The sequence below is a fragment of the Pseudomonas sp. SWI36 genome (genome assembly GCF_002948105.1).
GTDB lineage: Bacteria > Pseudomonadota > Gammaproteobacteria > Pseudomonadales > Pseudomonadaceae > Aquipseudomonas > Aquipseudomonas alloputida.
The window spans coordinates 982,130-1,004,038 of the sequence record NZ_CP026675.1 but is presented as its reverse complement, the minus strand read 5'-3'; the positions used below and the strand labels follow the sequence as shown (position 1 = coordinate 1,004,038).

The following is a 21,909-nucleotide window of genomic DNA, read 5'->3' as shown; positions in this document are numbered from 1 at the left end:
GCTGTGACCGGGTCTTGCAGTATTAGCCCTCCGGGCGGCCAAGGCCTCCACCGAATACACGAATCACGAGAAGCGAAACCACCATCATGATGCGCAGCCATTATTGCGGCCAACTGAACGAGAGCCTGGACGGCCAGGAAGTCACCCTTTGCGGCTGGGTCCATCGTCGCCGCGACCACGGCGGGGTGATCTTCCTCGACATCCGTGACCGCGAAGGCATGGCCCAGGTCGTGTTCGACCCGGATCGCGCCGAAACCTTCGCTGCCGCCGACCGTGTGCGCAGCGAATACGTCGTGCAGATCACCGGCAAGGTCCGCAAGCGTCCTGAAGGTGCAGTGAATGCCAACATGGCTTCCGGTGCCATCGAGATCCTCGGCTACCAGCTGAACGTGCTCAACGAAGCGGAAACCCCGCCGTTCCCCCTGAACGAATACTCCGACGTCGGCGAGGAGACCCGCCTGCGTTACCGCTTCATCGATCTGCGTCGCCCGGAAATGGCCGACAAGCTGCGCCTGCGCTCGCGCATCACCAGCAGCATCCGTCGCTTCCTCGACGAAAACGGCTTCCTCGACGTCGAAACCCCGATTCTCACCCGTGCCACCCCGGAAGGCGCGCGCGACTACCTGGTGCCAAGCCGTACCCACGCCGGTAGCTTCTTCGCCCTGCCGCAATCGCCACAGCTGTTCAAGCAGCTGCTGATGGTCGCTGGCTTCGACCGTTACTACCAGATCGCCAAGTGCTTCCGTGACGAAGACCTGCGTGCCGACCGTCAGCCGGAATTCACCCAGATCGACATCGAGACCAGTTTCCTCGATGAAAGCGAGATCATGGGCCTGACCGAAAGCATGATCCGCAAGCTGTTCAAGGAAGTGCTCGACCTGGAATTCGGCGAATTCCCGCACATGACCTTCGAAGAGGCCATGCGCCGCTACGGCTCCGACAAGCCAGACCTGCGTATTCCGCTGGAACTGGTCGACGTTGCCGACCAGTTGAAGGATGTCGACTTCAAGGTGTTCGCCGGCCCGGCCAACGATCCGAAGTGCCGTGTTACCGCCCTGCGTCTGCCAGGTGGTGCCAGCATGCCGCGCAGCAAAATCGACGAGTACACCAAGTTCGTCGGTATCTACGGTGCCAAGGGGCTGGCCTACATCAAGGTCAACGAGCGCGCCAAGGGCGTCGAAGGCCTGCAGTCGCCGATCGTCAAGAACATCCCTGAGGCCAACCTCAACAACATCCTCGACCGCGTTGGCGCCGTAGACGGTGACATCGTGTTCTTCGGTGCCGACAAGTTCAAGGTGGTCAGCGAAGCCCTGGGTGCGCTGCGTATTCGTCTGGGTCACGACTTCGAGCTGCTGACCTGCGAGTGGGCGCCGATGTGGGTTGTCGACTTCCCGATGTTCGAAGAGAACGAAGACGGCAGCTTCACTGCACTGCACCACCCGTTCACCGCGCCGAAGTGCACCCCGGAAGAGCTCGAGGCCAACCCGGCCACCGCCCTGTCCCGTGCCTACGACATGGTTCTGAATGGTACCGAGCTGGGTGGCGGTTCGATCCGTATCCACCGCAAAGAGATGCAACAGGCGGTATTCCGTCTGCTGGGTATCGAGGCGGAAGAACAGGAAGAGAAGTTCGGCTTCCTGCTCGACGCTCTGAAGTTCGGGGCACCGCCTCACGGTGGCCTGGCATTCGGTCTGGACCGTCTGGTCATGCTGATGACCGGGGCCCAGTCGATCCGTGAAGTGATCGCGTTCCCGAAAACCCAGAGCGCTGCATGCGTCATGACCCAGGCCCCTGGCATGGTCGACGCCAAGGCCCTGCGCGAACTGCACATCCGACTGCGCGAACAGACCAAGGTCGAGTAAGCAGTCCCCGGGCGCATCCACATGGATGCGCCTTTGCGTTTCGACGCAGGTTTTTTCCCGTCCCGCCCCGTCATGGGGCGGGGCCGTTTGTGATTCAAAGGATTCGGAGTCGTTATGGCTGGTCATTCCAAGTGGGCGAACATCAAGCACCGCAAAGAGCGCCAGGATGCCAAGAGAGGCAAGGTCTTCACCAAGTGGATCCGTGAACTGACGGTCGCTGCCAAGCAGGGTGGCCCTGATCCGGCATCCAACCCGCGTCTTCGCCTGGCCCTGGACAAGGCGTTGGGCGCCAACATGAGCCGCGACATCATCGATCGCGCCGTGGCCCGTGGTGCTGGCACCAATGAAAGCGACAATGTCGAAGAGCTGAGCTACGAAGGTTACGGCCCGGGTGGCGTGGCGATCATGGTCGAAGCCATGACCGACAACCGCAACCGTACCGCCGCGGCCGTGCGTCATGCGTTCACCAAGTGTGGCGGCAACCTGGGTACTGACGGTTCGGTGGCCTACCTGTTCGAGCGAAAAGGCCAGATCAGCTTTGCCCCGGGCGTGGAAGAGGACGCGTTGATGGAAGCGGCAATGGAGGCCGATGCCGACGACGTGGTCGCCAATGACGACGGCTCGTTCGACGTGTTCACCTCGTTCAACAGCTTCTATGCCGTGCGTAATGCCCTGGAAGAGGCAGGCTTCAAGGCCGCTGACGCGGAAATCGTCATGCAGCCGACCACCAGTGCCGAGCTCGACCAGGACGGTGCCGAGAAGGTGCTCAAGCTGATCGACATGCTCGAAGACCTGGACGACGTGCAGAACGTCTATTCCAATGCCCAGATTTCCGACGAGATCATGGAAAACCTTGGCTAAGGTGATTTGGCATTTTGTGCCAACTCTGAGCGTTTGATAGCGCCTGTGCCGGCCCTTTCGCGGGTAAACCCGCTCCTACAGGTATTACGCCCATTTCAAGTGTGGTGCAGTACCTGTAGGAGCGGGTTTACCCGCGAAAGGGCCGGCGCAGTTTGTAGAGATGCATCATTTTTTCGACGGGCTTTATGACTCTGATTCTAGGTATCGACCCCGGCTCGCGCATCACCGGCTATGGCGTGGTACGCCAGACCGCCCGTGGTTGCGAGTACGTGGCGTCGGGCTGCATCCGCACCGGCAGCGGTGAGCTGCACGAGCGGCTGCAGATTGTTTTTCGTGGTGTCAGTGAAATCATTGCCCAGCACGGCCCGGTGACCATGGGCATCGAACGGGTGTTCATGGCCCGCAACGCCGATTCGGCGCTCAAGCTTGGCCAGGCACGTGGCGCGGCTATCGTCGCCGCCGCCGAGGCCGGCCTGGAGATCGCCGAGTACAGCGCCACCCAGGTCAAGCAGGCCGTGGCCGGCACGGGTGGGGCCAACAAGGAGCAGGTGATGATGATGGTCATGCACCTGCTGAAATTGACGCAGAAACCGCAGATCGACGCTTCCGATGCCCTGGCCATCGCTCTGTGCCACGCCCACACCCGCTCCAGCCTGGTGCCGCATGGCTTGAGCACAGCGCGGCGACGCGGCGGGCGCTTGCGTCTGTAAGCGCTTCATGCGCTGATACACATTTTGTTCGGGTGATACATTCACCCGCTGCATTTGCTGATAGGGTTGAGCGGTCTTTGACCGGCTCCCCGAGAGGAAGGATCGGAACGTGATTGGACGTTTGCGCGGCACCCTGGCGGAAAAACAACCGCCTCACCTGATTATCGACGTCAACGGCGTGGGTTACGAGCTGGAAGTTCCCATGACCACGCTGTACCGTCTGCCCAAAGTGGGTGAAACCGTCACGGTGCATACCCACCTGGTCGTGCGCGAAGATGCCCACTTGCTCTACGGCTTTGCCGAAAAGCGCGAGCGCGAGCTGTTTCGCGAGCTGATCCGCCTGAACGGCGTAGGGCCGAAGCTGGCCCTGGCGCTGATGTCCGGGCTGGAAGTGGATGAACTGGTGCGCTGCGTGCAGGCCCAGGACACCTCAGCCCTGGTGCGCGTACCGGGCGTCGGCAAGAAAACCGCCGAGCGCTTGCTGGTCGAGCTCAAGGACCGTTTCAAGGCCTGGGAAACCTCGCCGGCCATGTTCACCCTGGTGTCCGATGGGCCTTTACCGGTCGCCAGCGAGTCCAGTGCCGAGGCCGATGCAGTCAGTGCCCTGGTCTCGCTGGGCTACAAGCCGCAGGAAGCCAGCAAGGCAATCGCCGCGATCAAGGACAAGGCCGGCCTGAGCAGTGAAGAGCTGATCCGCCGCAGCCTGAAAGGGATGATTTCCAAGTGATCGAAGCCGACCGCCTGATCGCCGCCAGTGGCCGCGACCGCGAAGAAGTCCAGGACCGTGCGATTCGCCCGCTGAGCCTGGACGAGTACATCGGCCAGCCGGTGGTGCGCGAGCAGATGGCGCTGTTCATCCAGGCCGCCCGCGGCCGCGGCGAGTCGCTTGACCACACGCTGATCTTCGGCCCGCCCGGCCTGGGCAAGACCACCCTGGCCAACATCATCGCCCATGAAATGGGCGTGTCGGTGAAGAGCACTTCGGGGCCGATTCTCGAGCGCCCCGGTGACCTGGCAGCCATGCTGACCAACCTCGAGCCGCACGACGTGCTGTTCATCGACGAAATCCACCGCCTGTCGCCTGTTGTCGAGGAGGTGCTGTACCCGGCCATGGAGGACTTCCAGCTCGACATCATGATCGGCGAAGGCCCGGCAGCCCGTTCTATCAAACTCGATCTGCCACCCTTCACCCTGGTGGGGGCTACTACCCGTGCCGGCATGCTGACCAACCCGCTGCGTGATCGCTTCGGTATCGTCCAGCGCCTGGAGTTCTACAACGACAAGGATCTGAGCACCATCGTCAGCCGCTCGGCCAACATCCTTGGCCTGGCCATCGAAGACCAGGGTGCCTACGAGATCGCCCGCCGTGCCCGTGGCACGCCGCGCATCGCCAACCGCCTGCTGCGCCGCGTGCGTGACTATGCCGAGGTACGCGGCAAGGGCCAGATCACCAAGGCCGTGGCTGACATGGCGCTGAACCTGCTGGATGTCGACGAGCGGGGTTTCGACCATTCCGACCGTCGCCTGCTGCTGACCATGATCGAGAAGTTCGATGGCGGCCCGGTGGGCGTGGACAACCTGGCTGCAGCCATCAGCGAAGAGCGTCATACCATCGAAGATGTGCTTGAGCCGTACCTGATTCAGCAGGGCTACATCATGCGCACGCCACGCGGCCGCGTGGTCACCCGGCATGCCTACCTGCACTTTGGGCTGAATATTCCCGGGCGCTTGGGGGAGGGGGGCGATTTTTCCGAGCCAGGCGATGAATGACAGATCGAAAGCGACTTTTTGTGGTCCTACCGCTGGCATGCCCCTGGTGCGCTGGCAATAAGACATTAATGAAGAAAAAACAGTTGCCACAGCGGATTGGCAAGCTGAGGAGTAAGCACTAGAGTATGCGCGCGCAAAATCAGCTCGAACCGTTCGCACATCGGTGTCGCGTCTATTACGAAGATACCGATGCGGGCGGCGTGGTGTATTACGTCAACTACCTGAAATTCATGGAGCGCGCGCGCACCGAACGCCTGCGGCACCTGGGCTTTTCCCAGTCGCAACTGGCTGAAGACAACCTGCTGTTCGTGGTCCATTCCAGCGAAGCGCGCTATCACGCGCCGGCGCGGCTGGATGACGAATTGCGGGTGACCGCGCAGGTCCTTGAACTCAATCGCGCCAGCTTGCGTTTCGTACAGCAGGTCTGGCGGGAAAAGGATGAAACGCTGCTTTGCGAAGGGCAGTTCCTGGTGGCTGCCGTGCGCGCCGACACTTTCAAACCCCGAGCCCTACCCCCCCAGCTGCGCGACGCCTTTGCGGCGGACGGCTCGGGTAATCAATCGAATGCAGGAGAATAAGCGTGGAAGCTAACGTCGTCGACCATACCTCCATGTGGAGTCTGGTCAGCAATGCCAGCGTGGTGGTACAGCTGGTAATGCTGACCCTGGTGGCCGCCTCGGTCACCTCATGGATCATGATCTTCCAGCGCAGCACCATGCTGCGCGCCGGTCGTCGTGCGCTGGATGCCTTCGAAGAGCGCTTCTGGTCGGGCATCGACCTGTCCAAGCTGTACCGCCAGGCAGGCAGCAACCCAGACCCGGACTCCGGCGTGGAGCAGGTGTTCCGTGCCGGTTTCAAGGAGTTCTCGCGCCTGCGCCAGCAGCCGGGTGTTGACCCGGACGCCGTCATGGAAGGTGTTGGCCGTGCCATGCGTGTGGCCATCTCGCGCGAGGAAGAAAAACTCGAGCAGAGCTTGCCGTTCCTGGCCACCGTTGGTTCGACCAGCCCGTACATCGGCCTGTTCGGCACCGTGTGGGGCATCATGAACTCCTTCCGCGGCCTGGCCAGCGCCCAGCAGGCCACCCTGGCTACCGTTGCTCCGGGCATCGCCGAAGCACTGATCGCTACCGCCATCGGCCTGTTCGCGGCAATCCCGGCTGTTATTGCCTACAACCGTTTCGCCGCGCGCAGTGAAGTACTGATCGGCCGTTACTACACCTTCGCCGACGAGTTCCAGGCGATCCTGCACCGCAAAGTGCACACCAGCGAAGAGTAATCAGGTAGAAGCCCATGGCCCGAGTTCGCCACAAACGCAAGCCCGTCGCCGAGATGAACGTGGTGCCCTACATCGACGTGATGCTGGTACTGCTGGTCATCTTCATGGTGACGGCGCCCATGCTCAACCAGGGCGTGAAGGTCGACCTGCCCAAGGTTTCCAGCGAAGCCTTGCCGCAGGACAACAACGTCCAGATCCTCACCATCTCCATCAAGGCCGATAAAACCTATTACTGGAACCTCGGCAGCGAAGTCGATACCGACAAGCAGATGGACAAAGCCATGACCTTGCCGGCCATGACCGACGCCGTGACCAAGATCATTGCTGCCGGCCGTGACCAGGGCAAGCAGACCCAGGTGTTCATTCGTGGCGACAAGGCTGTCGACTATGGCGCGGTCATGGGTGCCATGGGCGGGTTGCAGAAGGCCGGTGTCGGTAACGTTGGCCTGATTACCGAGGCGCCCTGATGCAACAGCGAGAGCCATCCGCCTCGGAAAGCTACTTCTGGCCCAGTGTCTGGGCCATCGGCCTGCATGTGCTGGTGTTCGCCCTGCTGTTCGTCAGTTTTGCCATGACGCCGGAGCTGCCGCCTTCCAAGCCGATCGTTCAGGCGACCCTGTACCAGCTCAAGTCCAAGAGCCAGGCAACCACCCAGACCAATCAGAAGATTGCCGGGGAGGCGAAGAAAACCGCTTCGCGCCAGACCGAAGTCGAGCAGCTGGAACAGAAGAAGGTCGAGCAGGAGGCCGTGAAGGCCGCGGAACAAAAGAAAGCTGACGCCGCTCAAAAGGCCGAAGAGGCCCGCGAAGCCGCCGAGGCGAAAAAAGCCGAGGATGCTGCCAAGGCCGCTGAAGCCGCCAAGGCTGCCGAGGCCAAGAAAGCTGCCGAAGCCAAGAAGGCCGACGAGGCGAAGAAAGCTGCCGAGAAACAGCAGGCCGACATCGCCAAGAAGAAGGCCGAGGACGAAGCCAAGAAAAAAGCCGAAGAAGAGGCCAAGAAAGCGGCCGCTGAAGAGGCGAAGAAGAAAGCCGCCGAGGACGCCAAGAAAAAGGCAGCCGAAGAGGCCAAGAAGAAAGCAGCCGAGGACGCCAAGAAGAAAGCGGCGGCCGAGGACGCGAAGAAGAAGGCAGCTGAAGAGGCCAAGAAAAAGGCCGCTGCAGATGCCCAGAAGAAGAAGGCACAGGAAGCGGCCCGCAAGGCGGCAGAAGACAAGAAAGCCCAGGCACTGGCCGAGCTGTTGTCCGATACCACCGAGCGGCAGCAGGCGCTGGCCGACGAGCAGGGTGACCAGGTGGCCGGCGACTTCGACGACCTGATCCGCATGCGCGCGGCCGAGGGCTGGGCACGTCCGCCTTCCGCGCGCAAGGGCATGACGGTGGTCCTGCAGATCAACATGTTGCCGGACGGTACCATCACCAGCGTCAGCGTGGCCCGGTCCAGTGGTGACGGCCCGTATGACAGTTCGGCGGTGGCTGCGGTGAAGAACATTGGTCGTTTGACCGAGATGCAGGGTATGAAGCCGAGCGATTTCAACCAATATCGTTCGTTCAAGATGACATTTACACCTGAGGATCTAGCGTTGTGATTAAACGTCTGAGAGGACTGCTGGTCATGCTCTGCTGCGTGGCAGGCATGGCGGTGGCAGAAGAAAAGAACATCCTGGTTACCAGCGGCAGCGACCGGGCCACGCCCATCGCGGTAGTACCGTTCGGTCTGCAGGGCGGTAGCGTGTTGCCTGAAGACATCGCCGACATCATCGGCAACGACCTGCGCAACTCTGGCTACTACTCGCCAATTCCGCGGCAGAACATGATCAGCCAGCCGTCGCAGGCCAGCGAAGTGATCTTCCGTGACTGGAAAGCGCTGGGTGCACAGTACGTGATGGTCGGCAGCATCGTGCCGTCGGGCGGTCGCCTGCAGGTGCAGTACGCGTTGTTCAACGTCGCCACCGAGCAGCAAGTGCTGACCGGCAGCGTGGCGGGCAGCACCGACCAGCTGCGCGACATGGCGCACTACATTGCCGACCAGTCGTTCGAGAAGCTCACCGGCATCAAGGGCGCGTTCTCTACGCGCATGCTGTACGTGACGGCCGAGCGTTTCTCCACCAACAACACCCGCTACACCCTCCAGCGTTCGGACTACGACGGTGCGCGTGCGGTGACCCTGCTGCAATCGCGTGAGCCGATCCTGTCGCCGCGCTTTGCGCCAGATGGCAAACGTATCGCCTACGTTTCGTTCGAGCAGAAGCGCCCACGTATCTTCGTGCAGAACATCGATACTGGCCGCCGCGAGCAGGTGACCAACTTCGAAGGCCTGAACGGTGCGCCAGCCTGGTCGCCGGACGGTTCGCGCCTGGCGTTCGTGCTGTCCAAGGACGGCAACCCGGACATCTACGTGATGAACGTGGCCTCGCGCCAGATCAGCCGTGTTACCGCAGGCCCGGGTATCAATACCGAGCCGTTCTGGGGCAAAGATGGCAACACCCTCTACTTCACTTCCGACCGTGGCGGCAAACCGCAGATCTATAAACAGTCGGTCAGTGGTGGTGGTGCCGAGCGCGTAACGTTCGTAGGTAACTACAACGCCAACCCGAAACTTTCGGCGGACGAAAAGACCCTGGTAATGATTCATCGCCAACAGGGCTTTACCAACTTCAAAGTGGCGGCACAGGACTTGCAACGCGGAAGTGTAAAGATTCTGTCTGAAACAAGTCTTGATGAGTCTCCCACTGTTGCGCCAAACGGCACCATGCTAATCTACGCCACCCGCCAGCAGGGCCGGGGAGTCTTGATGCTCGTGTCGCTGAACGGCCGCGTGAGGCTCCCACTTCCTACCGCTCAAGGCGAAGTCAGAGAACCGTCCTGGTCCCCTTACCTGAACTGATTGCGGCGTAATACATTTTGCTTAACACACTGGGGTTTCATTAGGAGTTTCACGATGGAAATGCTGAAGTTTGGTAAATTTGCTGCGCTGGCTCTGGCCATGGCCGTAGCTGTAGGTTGCTCCTCGAAGGGCGGTGATAACGCAGGCGAAGGCGCTGCTGTAGACCCTAACGCTGGCTACGGTGCCAACACTGGCGCTGTTGACGGCTCCCTGAGCGAAGAAGCCGCCCTGCGCGCAATCACCACCTTCTACTTCGAATACGACAGCTCGGACCTGAAGCCAGAAGCCATGCGCGCTCTGGACGTTCACGCCAAGGACCTGAAAGCCAACGGCAACCGTGTTGTTCTGGAAGGTAACACCGACGAGCGCGGCACCCGCGAGTACAACATGGCTCTGGGTGAGCGTCGTGCGAAAGCCGTTCAGCGCTACCTGGTTCTGCAGGGCGTTTCCCCTGCTCAGCTGGAACTGGTTTCCTACGGCGAAGAGCGTCCAGTTGCTACCGGCAACGACGAGCAGTCCTGGGCTCAGAACCGTCGCGTAGAACTGCGTAAGTAAGTTCTTATGCGTATGTGCCGCCGTGTAGTAACCGTCCTCGCACTCAGCCTGCCGCTTGCGGCCTGGGCTGAGGTCCCTGTAGTAGATGACAACGCAGGCAGCTATCCGCCTGCGGGTTATGGCACGAGCGGCGCCTATGCCGGGTCAGGGGCTTCGGCCCCTGCCTCTGCACAGGGCCAGCTGTTCATGCAGCTGCAACAGATGCAGGATCAGCTTTCCCGCCAGCAAGGCATCATCGAAGAGCTGCAAAACGATGTGTCCCGCATGAAGCAGGAAAACCTGGAGCGTTACCAGGACCTGGACCGTCGCATCAACAGTGGCGCTGCGCCTGCCGCAACCCCTGACAATTCCTCCGGTGGTGGTGCGTCCAATGCCGCCCCCGATGCCGCAGCAGGTGCTGCTGCGCAACAACCGGCCGGCAGTAGCCAGCCCGGTGATCCGGCGAAAGAGAAGCTCTATTACGACGCAGCTTTCGACCTGATCAAACAGAAAGACTTCGACAAGGCCAGCCAGGCGTTCAACGCCTTCCTGCGCAAGTACCCCAACAGCCAGTACGCCGGTAATGCCCAGTACTGGTTGGGTGAAGTGAACCTGGCCAAGGGTGACTTGCAAGGCGCCAGCCAGGCCTTTGCCCAAGTCAGCCAGAAGTACCCGAAGCACAGCAAGGTGCCAGATTCGCTGTACAAACTGGCTGATGTCGAGCGCCGTATGGGCCATACCGACAAGGTAAAAGGCATCCTTCAGCAGGTCGTCACCCAGTACCCCGGCACCTCTGCCGCTCAACTGGCCCAGCGTGACCTGCAGAAGCTCTAGGCGTTGTCGCTGTACCGCTCGAAATAAACCCGCGCCAGTCGCGGGTTTTTTCGTTAGAATCACTGCCCTTTTTTCGTAAACACGCTGCTGCGGATAACGCTATGTCGAGTCCGCGACAGTGCCTGACGGAGGCGGACAGCCTGTTTAGCTGTCACGCCCGTGGCGATCATGCAAGACACATTACGCATCACCGAAGTCTTTTACTCTTTGCAGGGTGAGACGCGAACGGCCGGGCTGCCCACGGTATTTGTGCGCCTCACCGGTTGCCCCCTGCGTTGCCAGTACTGCGACAGTGCCTATGCCTTCAGTGGCGGTACCGTACGCACCCTTGATTCGATCCTCGAACAAGTGGCCGGCTTCAAACCGCGCTACGTCTGTGTCACCGGTGGCGAACCACTGGCTCAGCCCAACGCCTTGCCGTTGCTGCAGCGGCTGTGTGATGCCGGTTACGAGGTGTCGCTGGAGACCAGCGGCGCGCTGGATATTGCTGGCACCGACACCCGCGTCAGCCGTGTGGTCGACCTGAAAACCCCAGGCTCCGAAGAGTCGCACCGTAACCGCTACGAGAACATCGAGCAGCTGACACGCAACGATCAGGTCAAGTTCGTCATCTGTTCCCGCGAGGATTATGACTGGGCGGTATCCAAGCTGATCCAGTACAACCTGGCCGAGCGTGCCGGTGAGGTGTTGTTCTCACCCAGCCATCATCAGGTGAACGCCAGTGACCTGGCTGACTGGATCGTTGCTGACAACCTGCCTGTACGCTTCCAGTTGCAGCTGCACAAGCTGCTGTGGAACGACGAGCCCGGACGTTGATTGAGGAGCACGTACACATGACAGAAAAACGCGCAGTAATCCTGTTGTCCGGCGGCCTGGATTCGGCCACCGTGGTTGCCATGGCCAAGGCCGAAGGCTACAGCTGCTACACCATGAGCTTTGATTACGGCCAGCGTCATCGCGCCGAGCTGAACGCCGCTGCCCGCGTGGCCCGCGACCTGGGTGTGGTCGAGCATAAGGTGATTGGGCTGAACCTCGACGGCATCGGCGGTTCTGCATTGACCGACAGCAGCATCGACGTGCCGGAAGCCCCGGGTGAAGGCATTCCGGTCACTTATGTGCCGGCGCGCAACACCGTGTTCCTTTCGCTGGCGCTGGGTTGGGCCGAAGTACTGGAAGCGCGCGACATCTTCATTGGCGTCAACGCCGTGGATTACTCCGGCTACCCGGATTGCCGACCCGAGTTCGTCGAGGCCTTCGAGCGCATGGCCAACCTGGCGACCAAGGCTGGCGTAGAAGGGCAGGGCTTCCGCATCCAGGCGCCGCTGCAGAACATGAGCAAGGCGCAGATCGTGCAGGCCGGTATGGCCCGTGGTGTGGACTACAGCCTGACCGTTTCCTGCTACCAGGCCGACGATGACGGCCGCGCCTGTGGCAAATGCGACAGCTGCCGCCTGCGGGCCGATGGTTTCAAGGCCGCCGGTATCGAAGACCCGACTCGGTATTTTTGAAAAAATCGTGATGGGGTGTTGAATTCTCGTTAGAAATCAGTATTATACGCGCCATCAAATGGGTCGTTAGCTCAGTTGGTAGAGCAGTTGGCTTTTAACCAATTGGTCGTAGGTTCGAATCCTACACGACCCACCATACGCAGTACGTTAGAGCCCGCTACCAGAAATGGTCGCGGGCTTTTTCGTTTGCGCTACGGGTTTCGGAAAAGGGCGCAGAGCGCCCACACATTACTCGGCCCATTCCGGGTCGCCAGTGAACACCACTGTCAGCCAGCGGTCCGGCCCTTCGCCGCCTACCGCGTCGCCAATCTCGTTGCGCCAGGCATCCCATTCATCGATGGTCTTCGCCGCCATGGTTTTGGGCACGATGAAATACAGCTCAATCTCCCGCGAACGCCCGACCTTGGCGACATAGGCGCGGTAAGACTGCAGGCCGTGGCGAGCGACGAAGGCCTTGGCCACCTCATCTACGTGCAGCTTGAGGTCGCCGGGGGTGACCAGGAAGATTTCAGACAGCGCCTGACGCACCACCGACATCGGCAACGGCACGATCACCAGGCACACCAGCGCCAGCACCGCCGGGTCAATATAGGGTGATACCCATTCCAGCGCAGTGCCCTGCACGGCATAACCAAAACAGAAGGCGATCAGCAGTGCGGCAGTGATGCTGGCCGACATCACCCAGCCCTTGACGTCCATGCGCACGAAGTCTGATTTCAGTTTACGGTTGGCGCGGGCCTCGATGACGGCGATTGTCACACAGGTGATCACCGTCAGCGCCGCGTAGACCATGGCAATGCCGAACTCCAGGTGGCGCCCGCCTTGCAGCAGGCTGCTGACGGCGTTGATCAGCGCGTAGATGGCCACGCCGCCGAGCAGAATGCCGTTGAGTGCCAGTACCATGGGCTCCAGGTGCCAGAAACCCATGGTGAAGCGCTCGCGCAGCTTGCGCGACATCTGCACGCTGGTGGTGTGCGAAGTGATCAGCTTGACCACCACCAGCGACAGCCCGCTCATGCTGGCGTCGACCAGCGAGTACACACCGTCGAAGACGATGGAGAACGAGCCGGAGGCAAGGCCGAAGGCGATGCCGATGGTGGCGATGAACAGGGTGGCGGCGATCGAGGTGCGTAAAAGCCCTTGTTCGCTGGTGATGTCGAAGAAGGTGGATCGGGTTGGATTAGGCATAAGTTGTGCTCAAAAATAACAATGGTGCGGTGCCTGTCAGGGCCTCTTCGCGGGCACGCCCGCTCCCACAGGAACTCCACAGCCCCTTAGGGCACGCCGAACCTGTGGGAGCGGGCGTGCCCGCGAAGAGGCCCTGACAGGCTAAACGCGAAACTGCTCCATCAGCGCCTGCTGCTGGTTGGCCAGCCGGTTCAGGGCCTGACTGATGCGTGCCGATTCATCGGCCTGCCCGGCCAGTGATTCTGTCACGTCTCGAATGCCGGCCACGTTACGGTTCACTTCCTCGGCCACCGCACTCTGCTCTTCCGCCGCCGAGGCAATCTGCAGGTTCATGTCGCTGATCACCGCCACGGCCTCGCCAATACGCTGCAGTGCCGGTAATGCCTGCTCCATGCGTGCGGCGCTGTCCAGGGCCTGGCGTTGGCCTGCATGCATGGCCCCGACCACGTCCTGGGTGCCTTGCTGAAGGCCTTCGATGACCTGGCGAATTTCCTCCACCGAAACCTGCGTGCGCTGGGCCAGGCCGCGCACCTCATCGGCAACCACGGCGAAGCCACGCCCGGCTTCGCCTGCGCGGGCCGCTTCGATGGCGGCATTCAGTGCCAGCAGGTTGGTTTGCTCGGCAATGGTGCGGATCACTTCAAGCACCGAGCCGATTTGCCCGCTGCGGTCTTCCAGTGCACGAGCCTCGTCCATGGCAGTGTTCATGCCTGCGGCCAGGCGGTCGATGCCCTGGCGCGTGCTGTCCACCAGTTGCAAGCCTTCCTGGCTGGCCTGATCCGCGGCGCGTGCGGCCTGGGCCGCCTGCGAGGCATTGTGGGCGACATCCAGGGCGGTGGCGCTCATTTCGTTGGCCGCTGTGGCCACCTGTTCGATTTCGCGATGCTGTTGCTGCATGCCGTCGCTGGTCTGGCTGGCAATGGCGGCCGATTGGTCGGCGGTATTGCGGGCCTCCTGCAGCGAGCCTTTGACCTGGGCAATGACCGGTTGCAACTTGTCGAGGAAACGGTTGAACCAGCCGGTGAGCTGGCCCAGTTCATCCTGGTGGGCGTAGTCCAGGCGACGGGTAAGGTCGCCTTCGCCACTGGCAATGTCTTCCAGGCGTGCAGCCACGGCCAGGATTGGCCGGGTAACGCCGCGCGCGGTCAGCCACACCAGCAGCAAACCCACGATTGCCGTGCCAAGGCCTATCAGCAGGCTGGTGAGGTTGGCGTTCTGGTTATGGGCATCAAGGCGCTGGTTGAGGGCGACGGCAGGGGCCTGCAGCACGCTTTCCGGCAGTTCCAGCACTACCTGCCACGGGGCTGTGTCAGGGATTGGCGTGAAGGGGTGGGCCACGCGCAGCAGGCCGTCGGCTACCGCCTTGTCCATAGGCTTGCCGAGCACGCTGTCGTCGCGACTGTTGCCGGCCAGCAGGCCGGCGGCGGTGGCGATGCTCACCTGGCCCTGGCCGTCGAACAGATCGCGGCGGCCGTCCACGCTCAGTTGCTGCAGGTTGGCCAGGCCGATGTCCACGCCGACCACGCCGACTACCTTGCCGTGTTCCAGCAATGGCAGAGCGATGCTGGTCATCAGCACCTGACGGCCGTTGACCTCGTCGAGGTACGGTTCGAGCATGCAGGTCCTGGCGGTGTCCTGCGGGCAGGTCAGCCAGCGGTTCTTCGCCGCGCCGTTGCTGCCGATGCTGGTGTCGCCGAGCATCGTTTCCGGCATGGCTTCAAGTTCCAGGGTGCCGGGGCTTGGTTGGGACCAGTACAGCGAGAAACGCCCGCTCTCATTGCTGCCCATGGCGTCCTGGCCGAGGTAGTGGCTGTCCTGCTGGTCCAGGGCATTGGGTTGGAACACCAGGTACAGGCCGATCACATCCGGGTTGCCGGCCAGGCTGGCACGCGCCTGGCGGGTCAGTTCGGCGCGCAGGTCGCTACCACCACGATCCTTCAGCACCTGTACCAGGCGGGCAAAGCCATTGCCGTACTGGTAGGCGTCCATGAAGTAGCGCTGGATACGCAAGGCCTGGGTTTCGGCGTGGGCCTGCAGGCGCTGGCGGGCGCTGTCTTCGAGCATGGCAGTGTTGGCCTGGTTGACCAGGGCGGCGCTGCGATGGGCCTGGGTCAGCGAGGTGGCTACCAGCAAGGCGACAATGGCCAGCAGGCACAGGCCGGCGAGGAGTGTGATCTTCCACTGGATGGAGAGGCGACGCAGCGGCATGAGGGCTTTCCTTTTCGAACAAATGCAACGCCCGCGATCAGGCGCGGGCGTTGTTGGCAGCGTGGGTCATTCGGCGACGTAGTTGGGCGGTGCCGCGCGGAAGGCTTTGGTCAGCCAGCCCAGGTAGACCAGCCCGAGCGCAGCCCAGATACCGCCAAACATCAGCGAATGTGCGTTCAGGTCCAGCCACAGCGAGACGATGATGCAGAAGCCGATGGTCGGCAGCACCAGGTACTTCAGCTGATTGGCCAGGCCTTTACGGTTGCCTTCGCGCAGGTAGCAGTGGTTGATCACCGACAGGTTGACGAAGCTGAACGCGACCAGGGCGCCGAAGTTGATGATGGAAGTGGCGGTGACCAGGTCGAAGAAGATTGCCGACAGCGAAATCAGCCCTACCACGGCAATGTTCAGCACTGGCGTCTTGTAGCGCGAATGCAGGCGGGCGAAGACGCTGGCCGGGATCACGTTGTCGCGGCCCATTACATACAGCAGGCGTGACACGCTGGTTTGCGAGGCCAGGCCCGAGGCGATGGTGTTGATCACGGTGCAGGCGATGAAGATCGACTGGAAGAGCTTGCCGCCAACGTACAGGGCAATTTCCGGCAGGGCTGCTTCCTGGTCGTGGAAGCGGGCCATGGTCGGGAAGTAGGCCTGGATGAAGTACGACACGGTGATGAACACCACACCGCCAATCAGTGCGGTGAGGAAGATCGCCCGGGGAATGGTCTTGGCCGGATCGCGGGTTTCCTCGGACAGGCAGGTGACTGCGTCAAAGCCCAGGAACGAGAAGCACAGGATGGTCGCACCGGCGGCCAGGGCGCTGAACTGGGTCTGGCTGTCGGCGAACGGTATCAGGCTCCAGGTGGTACCCAGCCCTTCACCCTGGTCCAGGCCGCGTACGCACAGGTAGATGAACACGGCGATGATCGCCACCTGCACACCCACGAACAGCAGGTTGAAGTGCGCCACCAGGTTCACGCTGCGCATGTTGATCAGGCTGATCAGGGTGACGAAGCCGGCCACCCACATCCACTCAGGTACTTCCGGGAACATGGCCGAAAGGTACAGCTTGGCCAGTAGTGCGTTGACCATCGGCAGCAGCAGGTAGTCCAGTAACGAAGACCAGCCCACCAGGAAGCCCACGTGCGGGTTGATCGCGCGCTGGGTGTAGGTGTAGGCCGAGCCCGACTGCGGGAAGCGTTTTACCAGGGTGCCATAGCTCACCGCGGTGAACAGGATGCCGGCCAGTGCCAGGATGTAGGCACTGGGTACATGGCCGGCAGTAATCCCGCTGACGATGCCGAAGGTATCGAACACGGTCATCGGGGTCAGGTAGGCCAGGCCGATGATGATCACGTGCCAGAGGCGCAGGGTTTTGCGGAGTTGGCCGTTGCCGGAAGCGCTGTGGTCAGGCTGCATGCTGGCATGGCTCCTGCTGCTGGGCGTAAACGACGGGCACGGTGTATTGCGCATGCGGCAAGGGCGAGCGGGTGGGCTCCATGTTGTTCACCTTTTATGTTGGAGCGGCGGAAGGCGCGGTGGGGCGCGCAAAGTGGTGAAAATAAAAAACGATGGGTAGGTGGGTGTCAAGTTAAACATGACAAGATGTTGCCGGATTGAAATATCTATCGATGAAATACGGGGTTTGTTCGGTTTTTGCGCGTTTTTTTGCGATTATGATCAATTTGTGTGTTCGTAAAAATTAACGAGCCCTTTGCTTGCCGCAGCGTGATGTCGGATGTGTCCGAAAAATGGCATTTCTCGACCTGGGCCAGCACTCGGCCCAATCGGGGGTGGTACTCTTCGAATTCTGCGTGGCCTCTGGCCGCCTTCGAAGCCCTTACGGACAGCAATCGGTTCTATTCATGAAGAAATCAGTTGGCATCCTTTCCGGCCTGGCTATCGCCATTGCCGTCGCAACTACCGCAGGCGCCTGGTACACCGGCAAGCAGCTGCCGGCAGAGCTGGACAACGCCCTTGCACGCAGCAACGCCGAACTCAAAAAGGCCCTGGTCAGTACCGGTGGTAGCATGAGCATCGAGCGTGTGTCGCTGGAGCAGCATCTCTTCAGCAGCACTGCCCAGTACCGGCTCAAGGCTCGCGACGTCAACGTGGGTCAGGGCGAGGTGATCAATTTTGACGTGGGCGTGACCGACCAGATCGAGCACGGCCCGTTTCCGTGGTCGAGGGTCAGGTCACTGAAGCTGATGCCGGTAATGGCGGTCAGCAACAGCACGCTGCAGAAGGATGACGCCGTTGCGCCATGGTTCGCCGCTGCGGGTGAAAAGGCCCCGATCAGCGCGCAGACCAGCCTGGGTTACGGCGGCAATGTGGTCAGCCAGGTTCAGCTGGCGCCGCTCAAGTTTGACGAAGCGGATGGCAACAGCCTTGACTTCTCGGGCATGCAGTTCGAAGTCAGTGGGGACAAGGAGGGCAAAGCCTCGAAGTTCCAGGGCCAGGCCGACAGGCTGGTGATGAAATGGGTGCATGACGACCAGCCGCCGGCCACCTTCGAGCTCAAAGGGCTGACGTTTGGCGGTAACCTCGCAGCCACCGCGCACGATGCCATCTATGTCGGCAACGTCGATCTGGCGTTGGCCGAAACCAAGGTCACCCTTGGGCCGAAACAGCAGGTGCTGCTGATCAAGGGCCTGGAACAGAACGCCTTGCAAACCCTCGACGGCACGGACACCGTAGGTGGCCGCGCGGAGTACAAGGTCGGTGACATCAGCTGGGATGGCCGCGCGGTAGGCAAGGCGCAGATGGCGGTGAGCGTGACTTCGGTAAACGCCCCGGCGCTGCAGGCCTTGTCGAAGTGGTACCAGTCGCACTTGCCGGAGTTCGAGGCCGCCAGTGCGGCTGGCCAGCCGGTACCGCAGATCCAGATGGACGACGCCGAAAAGGCCCGCTTCCAGGGTGACTTGCAGAAATTGCTGGCCGCCAAGCCCAAGCTGGCGGTGGAAAACCTGTCGTTCAAGACCGCCAATGGCGAGAGCCGCTTCAACCTGTCGATGGACCTCGCCGCGCCGGCCAGCTTCGACCTGCCGCCGGACCAGCTGAGCAAGCAGATTATCACCGAGGTGAAAGGCAAGCTGTCGCTGTCCAAGCCGATGATCGGTGACCTGGCGACCTTGCAGGCGTTGCTGGATGGCCAGACCGACGCCCAAGCGATTGCCATGCAGTCGAGCCAGGCGGGGGAAATGGTCGGCATGATGGCGCTGCAGAGCGGCATGGCTACCGTGCAGGGCGATGATGTGGTCAGCAGCCTGCACTATGCCGATGGCATGGTCGATTTCAATGGCAGAAAAATGACCGTAGAAGAATTTGCCATGTTCATGGCGGCGCATCTGGGGGCCCTGTCGCCGCAGGGGTGATGGTTTCTACTGTTGCGGCCTCTTCGCGGGTGAACCCGCTCCTACGAGGATTTCACAGTGTAGGGGCGGGTTCACCCGCGAAGGGGCCCGCACAAGCACTACAAAAACCCCTTTAGTAATCGCTGGATTGTCTGTAGCCTTCGGCCTCCGATAATAATCCGCGCCCGCAGAGGGCCGTGACGGTCAGCATGCCGTCCGGCACCCTTAGCCGATCTGCCAGGGCCGGGTGATACACTCGATTTGACGCGCAAGCGCGCCTGCAGGTCCAGCGATCATGACCCAGATTTCCGAACGCCTTTTGGTTCAGGCCCACCTCGACGCCAAACAGCCCAACCCGCTGACAGCCGAGCAGGAGGCCGAATACCGTGCGGCCATCGCTGCCGAGCTCAAAGCCCAGAATGCCGTGCTGGTTGCCCATTATTACTGCGACCCGGTCATCCAGGCGCTGGCTGAAGAAACCGGCGGCTGTGTATCCGACTCGTTGGAAATGGCCCGTTTCGGCAAGAACCACCCGGCCGAAACGGTCATCGTGGCCGGTGTACGCTTCATGGGCGAGACGGCAAAAATCCTCACCCCGGAAAAGCGCGTGCTAATGCCGACACTGGAGGCCACCTGCTCGCTCGACCTGGGTTGCCCGGTGGAAGAGTTCTCGGCCTTCTGCGACCAGCACCCTGAGCGCACCGTGGTGGTCTACGCCAACACGTCCGCAGCGGTGAAGGCACGCGCCGACTGGGTAGTGACTTCGAGCTGCGCGCTGGAAATTGTCGAAAGCCTGATGGACAACGGCGAAACCATCATCTGGGGCCCGGACCAGCACCTGGGCCGTTACATCCAGAAGCAAACCGGTGCCGACATGCTGCTGTGGGACGGTGCCTGCATCGTTCACGAAGAGTTCAAGTCGCGCCAGTTGGCCGACATGAAGGCGCTGTACCCGGATGCTGCGATCTTGGTGCACCCCGAGTCGCCGGAAGCGGTAATCGAGCTGGCCGACGCGGTGGGCTCCACCAGCCAGCTGATCAAGGCTGCCCAGACCCTGCCGAACAAAACCTTCATCGTCGCCACCGACCGCGGCATCTTCTACAAGATGCAGCAGCTGTGCCCGGACAAGGAATTCGTCGAAGCCCCCACCGCCGGCAACGGCGCGGCCTGCCGCAGCTGTGCGCATTGCCCGTGGATGGCGATGAACACCCTGGAGCGGGTGCTGGATTGCCTGCGTAATGGCACCAACGAGATTTTCGTTGACCCGGCGCTGGTGCCCAAGGCGATCAAGCCGCTTAATCGCATGCTGGACTTTACCCAGGCGGCGCGGCTGAAGCTGTCTGGTAATGCCTGACGCCAGACCGCGTCATACTCTTCGCGGGCTCGCCCACTCCCACAGATATTGCACCGTTTACCAAGGCGGTGGAGTACCTGTGGGAGCGGGCTTGCCCGCGAATCGCCTTCAGCGCCCCATCATTTCCTGAACCATGCGCCGCTGCTCCATGATCTCGCGCTGGCGCTGGTCAATCTGTGAGGCCAGCGGGAAGTTACCGCCCGCCCGACGCTTGGCGTAATCCAGCTGCTGGATTGCCTGATCAAAGTCGCCGACCAGGGTGAAGTACTCGGCACGCGCCCGGTGCAAGCCAATGGTATTGCCCGACAAGCCACGCACCTCGGCCATGTCGTACCACACATCCGGGTCATCCGGCCGACTCTTCACCAGCTCGTTCAACACCTTCTCGGCCTCAGCCGGCTTGTTCTGTTTCACCAGCAGGTCGGCACGCACCTGTTTCAACGGGTAGTTGCCCGGGTACAGCCCCTGCATCCGTTCGGCGCGCTGCTGGGCGTCGGCAAGACGGTTGTTGGTGATGTCCAGGTCGATCTGTGCCAGGTTGTAGGTGATGTCGTTAGGCGCCTTGGCCAGCAGCGGCTTGAGCATTTCACGGGCCTCGTTCAATTGCCCGCCCTTGATCTGTGCCAAGGCCAGGCCATAACGTGCGGCGTCCAGCTTTGGGTCTTCGTCCAGTTGGGCGCGGAAGCGCTTGGCGGCAAGCCCCGGTGTGCCCTCGTAGATCAGTGCCACCCGGGCGCGGATCAGTTGGTAGCGCATGCTGTCTTCAATGCCACCCTTGGGCGCTTGGTCGGCGCGGTTACGGGTGTCGGCAATACGTGATTCGGTCACCGGGTGGGTCAGCAGGAATTCCGGCGGTTTGGCGTCATAGCGATACTGGCGTGCCAGGCGCTCGAACATGGTCGGCATGTTGCGTGGATCGTAGCCGGCTTTTTCCAGGTTCTGGATACCGATGCGGTCGGCTTCCTGTTCATTCTGGCGCGAGAAGCGCCGTTGCTCCTGAATGGCCGCTGCCTGGGTGCCGGCAATCATGCCGATGCCCGCATCGCCGGCACCACCTGCGGCCAGCACGATGCCGGCCAGCAGCGCCGCCATCATCGGCAGCTGCATGCGCTGCTGGGCCTCGACACCCCGCGCGAAGTGGCGTTGCGACAAGTGCGCCAGTTCGTGGGCCAGTACCGAGGCATATTCGCCCTCGGTCTGGGCGTTGAGGAACAGCCCACCGTTGACCCCGACAATGCCACCCGGGGCGGCAAAGGCGTTCAGCTCGCGGCTGTCGATCAGGATGAACTCCAGGCGCCGGTCCTGCAGCTGGCTGGTTTCGGCCAGCTTGTACACGCTGGTTTCGACATAGTCCTTGAGCTGTGGGTCATTGAGCTGATTGACCTGGCCGCGCAGCAGGCTGAGCCAGGCACGGCCCAGTTGGTGCTCCTGTTGCGGCGAGACGATCGCAGAACTGGCATCACCCAGTGATGGCAGGTCGTCAGCATGGCCGGGAAGGGCCATCAGGCAGGCCAGCGTCAGCAGGGTAGGGCGCAGTAGATTCATGCATGAAGCTCGCGTCGGATCAA

The 21,909-nt window shown here is 61.7% G+C and carries 19 protein-coding genes, 1 tRNA gene and 2 pseudogenes; 17 read left to right on the top strand and 5 right to left on the bottom strand.

The window, feature by feature from the left end; genetic code table 11:
• Positions 1–86: 86 nt before the first annotated feature.
• The 15 genes from aspS to C4Q27_RS04930 all read left to right on the top strand — a co-directional run bounded on the left by aspS (position 87) and on the right by C4Q27_RS04930 (position 12,374).
• Entirely contained in the window at positions 87–1,862 is a 1,776-nt protein-coding gene (gene aspS / locus C4Q27_RS05000; RefSeq protein WP_004575741.1) for an aspartate--tRNA ligase, read from the top strand.
• 114 nt (positions 1,863–1,976) lie between these two features.
• Positions 1,977–2,723 (top strand): YebC/PmpR family DNA-binding transcriptional regulator, encoded by a 747-nt coding sequence (locus C4Q27_RS04995; RefSeq protein WP_003254770.1) that lies wholly within the window; start codon positions 1,977–1,979, stop codon positions 2,721–2,723.
• A gap of 185 nt (positions 2,724–2,908) precedes the next feature.
• Entirely contained in the window at positions 2,909–3,433 is a 525-nt protein-coding gene (ruvC, locus tag C4Q27_RS04990) for a crossover junction endodeoxyribonuclease RuvC (protein ID WP_003254769.1), read from the top strand.
• Positions 3,434–3,542: 109 nt separating this feature from the next.
• The gene (gene ruvA, locus C4Q27_RS04985) at positions 3,543–4,160 is read left to right on the top strand and encodes a Holliday junction branch migration protein RuvA (protein WP_003254768.1); all 618 of its coding nucleotides are present in this window, start codon (positions 3,543–3,545) and stop codon (positions 4,158–4,160) included.
• A complete protein-coding gene (ruvB, locus tag C4Q27_RS04980) occupies positions 4,157–5,203 on the top strand; it encodes a Holliday junction branch migration DNA helicase RuvB (RefSeq protein WP_003254766.1) in 1,047 nt (348 codons plus the stop codon). The genes ruvA and ruvB overlap by 4 nt, the downstream gene beginning before the upstream one ends.
• 125 nt (positions 5,204–5,328) lie before the next feature.
• Positions 5,329–5,781, top strand: coding sequence for a tol-pal system-associated acyl-CoA thioesterase (gene ybgC / locus C4Q27_RS04975; protein WP_003254764.1), 453 nt, complete (start codon positions 5,329–5,331; stop codon positions 5,779–5,781).
• 2 nt (positions 5,782–5,783) lie between these two features.
• Positions 5,784–6,479 carry a protein TolQ gene (gene tolQ / locus C4Q27_RS04970; RefSeq protein WP_010952367.1) on the top strand — a complete coding sequence of 232 codons (696 nt, stop codon included), beginning with the start codon at positions 5,784–5,786 and terminating at the stop codon, positions 6,477–6,479.
• A 14-nt stretch (positions 6,480–6,493) separates the two neighbouring features.
• A complete protein-coding gene (gene tolR / locus C4Q27_RS04965) occupies positions 6,494–6,946 on the top strand; it encodes a protein TolR (protein WP_003254760.1) in 453 nt (150 codons plus the stop codon).
• The gene (gene tolA / locus C4Q27_RS04960) at positions 6,946–8,064 is read left to right on the top strand and encodes a cell envelope integrity protein TolA (protein ID WP_014755591.1); all 1,119 of its coding nucleotides are present in this window, start codon (positions 6,946–6,948) and stop codon (positions 8,062–8,064) included. The genes tolR and tolA overlap by 1 nt, the downstream gene beginning before the upstream one ends.
• Positions 8,065–8,090: 26 nt before the next feature.
• On the top strand, positions 8,091–9,362 hold the full coding sequence (gene tolB, locus C4Q27_RS04955) for a Tol-Pal system beta propeller repeat protein TolB (RefSeq protein WP_012051477.1): 1,272 nt from the start codon (positions 8,091–8,093) through the stop codon (positions 9,360–9,362).
• Between the two features lie 54 nt (positions 9,363–9,416).
• Positions 9,417–9,917: a peptidoglycan-associated lipoprotein Pal gene (gene pal, locus C4Q27_RS04950; protein ID WP_003254755.1), complete on the top strand. Its 501-nt coding sequence runs from the start codon at positions 9,417–9,419 to the stop codon at positions 9,915–9,917.
• 6 nt (positions 9,918–9,923) lie between these two features.
• Positions 9,924–10,730, top strand: a complete 807-nt coding sequence (ybgF, locus tag C4Q27_RS04945) for a tol-pal system protein YbgF (protein WP_003254754.1) — start codon at positions 9,924–9,926, stop codon at positions 10,728–10,730.
• Between the two features lie 168 nt (positions 10,731–10,898).
• Complete coding sequence (gene queE / locus C4Q27_RS04940; protein WP_003254753.1) at positions 10,899–11,546, top strand: 7-carboxy-7-deazaguanine synthase QueE; 648 nt, start codon at positions 10,899–10,901, stop codon at positions 11,544–11,546.
• 17 nt (positions 11,547–11,563) lie between these two features.
• Positions 11,564–12,238: a 7-cyano-7-deazaguanine synthase QueC gene (gene queC / locus C4Q27_RS04935; RefSeq protein ID WP_010952369.1), complete on the top strand. Its 675-nt coding sequence runs from the start codon at positions 11,564–11,566 to the stop codon at positions 12,236–12,238.
• A 60-nt stretch (positions 12,239–12,298) separates the two neighbouring features.
• Positions 12,299–12,374 (top strand) — tRNA-Lys (locus C4Q27_RS04930).
• A 92-nt stretch (positions 12,375–12,466) separates the two neighbouring features.
• On the opposite strand, the gene C4Q27_RS04925 is transcribed toward C4Q27_RS04930, so the two are convergent.
• The 4 genes and pseudogenes from C4Q27_RS04925 to C4Q27_RS04915 all read right to left on the bottom strand — a co-directional run bounded on the left by C4Q27_RS04925 (position 12,467) and on the right by C4Q27_RS04915 (position 17,053).
• Complete coding sequence (locus tag C4Q27_RS04925) at positions 12,467–13,426, bottom strand: cation diffusion facilitator family transporter (RefSeq protein ID WP_010952370.1); 960 nt, start codon at positions 13,424–13,426, stop codon at positions 12,467–12,469.
• A 141-nt stretch (positions 13,427–13,567) separates the two neighbouring features.
• Positions 13,568–14,077: pseudogene (locus C4Q27_RS29955) on the bottom strand (methyl-accepting chemotaxis protein); the annotation flags it as partial.
• 396 nt (positions 14,078–14,473) lie between these two features.
• Positions 14,474–15,415, bottom strand: a pseudogene (gene mcpU / locus C4Q27_RS29950) (methyl-accepting chemotaxis protein McpU); the annotation flags it as partial.
• A gap of 285 nt (positions 15,416–15,700) precedes the next feature.
• Positions 15,701–17,053, bottom strand: coding sequence for an APC family permease (locus C4Q27_RS04915; protein ID WP_010952372.1), 1,353 nt, complete (start codon positions 17,051–17,053; stop codon positions 15,701–15,703).
• Between the two features lie 446 nt (positions 17,054–17,499).
• On the opposite strand from C4Q27_RS04915, the gene C4Q27_RS04910 reads away from it, so the two are divergent.
• Both C4Q27_RS04910 and nadA read left to right on the top strand, forming a co-directional pair.
• Positions 17,500–19,008: a YdgA family protein gene (locus C4Q27_RS04910; protein WP_104887846.1), complete on the top strand. Its 1,509-nt coding sequence runs from the start codon at positions 17,500–17,502 to the stop codon at positions 19,006–19,008.
• Between the two features lie 274 nt (positions 19,009–19,282).
• Positions 19,283–20,341, top strand: a complete 1,059-nt coding sequence (nadA, locus tag C4Q27_RS04905) for a quinolinate synthase NadA (protein WP_003254747.1) — start codon at positions 19,283–19,285, stop codon at positions 20,339–20,341.
• Between the two features lie 108 nt (positions 20,342–20,449).
• Here the strand turns inward: nadA and C4Q27_RS04900 are convergent, their stop codons facing one another.
• The gene (locus C4Q27_RS04900; RefSeq protein ID WP_101196315.1) at positions 20,450–21,886 is read right to left on the bottom strand and encodes a M48 family metalloprotease; all 1,437 of its coding nucleotides are present in this window, start codon (positions 21,884–21,886) and stop codon (positions 20,450–20,452) included.
• Between the last annotated feature and the right edge of the window lie 23 nt (positions 21,887–21,909).

What these genes read in the sequence shown, in the direction of transcription:
- aspS (WP_004575741.1), top strand. Translation starts at nt 87, where the DNA reads ATGATGCGCAGCCATTATTGCGGCCAACTGAACGAGAGCCTGGACGGC.
- C4Q27_RS04995 (WP_003254770.1), top strand. Translation starts at nt 1,977, where the DNA reads ATGGCTGGTCATTCCAAGTGGGCGAACATCAAGCACCGCAAAGAGCGC.
- ruvC (WP_003254769.1), top strand. Translation starts at nt 2,909, where the DNA reads ATGACTCTGATTCTAGGTATCGACCCCGGCTCGCGCATCACCGGCTAT.
- ybgC (WP_003254764.1), top strand. Translation starts at nt 5,329, where the DNA reads ATGCGCGCGCAAAATCAGCTCGAACCGTTCGCACATCGGTGTCGCGTC.
- tolR (WP_003254760.1), top strand. Translation starts at nt 6,494, where the DNA reads ATGGCCCGAGTTCGCCACAAACGCAAGCCCGTCGCCGAGATGAACGTG.
- tolA (WP_014755591.1), top strand. Translation starts at nt 6,946, where the DNA reads ATGCAACAGCGAGAGCCATCCGCCTCGGAAAGCTACTTCTGGCCCAGT.
- tolB (WP_012051477.1), top strand. Translation starts at nt 8,091, where the DNA reads ATGCTCTGCTGCGTGGCAGGCATGGCGGTGGCAGAAGAAAAGAACATC.
- pal (WP_003254755.1), top strand. Translation starts at nt 9,417, where the DNA reads ATGGAAATGCTGAAGTTTGGTAAATTTGCTGCGCTGGCTCTGGCCATG.
- ybgF (WP_003254754.1), top strand. Translation starts at nt 9,924, where the DNA reads ATGCGTATGTGCCGCCGTGTAGTAACCGTCCTCGCACTCAGCCTGCCG.
- queE (WP_003254753.1), top strand. Translation starts at nt 10,899, where the DNA reads ATGCAAGACACATTACGCATCACCGAAGTCTTTTACTCTTTGCAGGGT.
- queC (WP_010952369.1), top strand. Translation starts at nt 11,564, where the DNA reads ATGACAGAAAAACGCGCAGTAATCCTGTTGTCCGGCGGCCTGGATTCG.
- C4Q27_RS04925 (WP_010952370.1), bottom strand. Translation starts at nt 13,426, where the DNA reads ATGCCTAATCCAACCCGATCCACCTTCTTCGACATCACCAGCGAACAA.
- C4Q27_RS04915 (WP_010952372.1), bottom strand. Translation starts at nt 17,053, where the DNA reads ATGCAGCCTGACCACAGCGCTTCCGGCAACGGCCAACTCCGCAAAACC.
- C4Q27_RS04910 (WP_104887846.1), top strand. Translation starts at nt 17,500, where the DNA reads ATGAAGAAATCAGTTGGCATCCTTTCCGGCCTGGCTATCGCCATTGCC.
- nadA (WP_003254747.1), top strand. Translation starts at nt 19,283, where the DNA reads ATGACCCAGATTTCCGAACGCCTTTTGGTTCAGGCCCACCTCGACGCC.
- C4Q27_RS04900 (WP_101196315.1), bottom strand. Translation starts at nt 21,886, where the DNA reads ATGAATCTACTGCGCCCTACCCTGCTGACGCTGGCCTGCCTGATGGCC.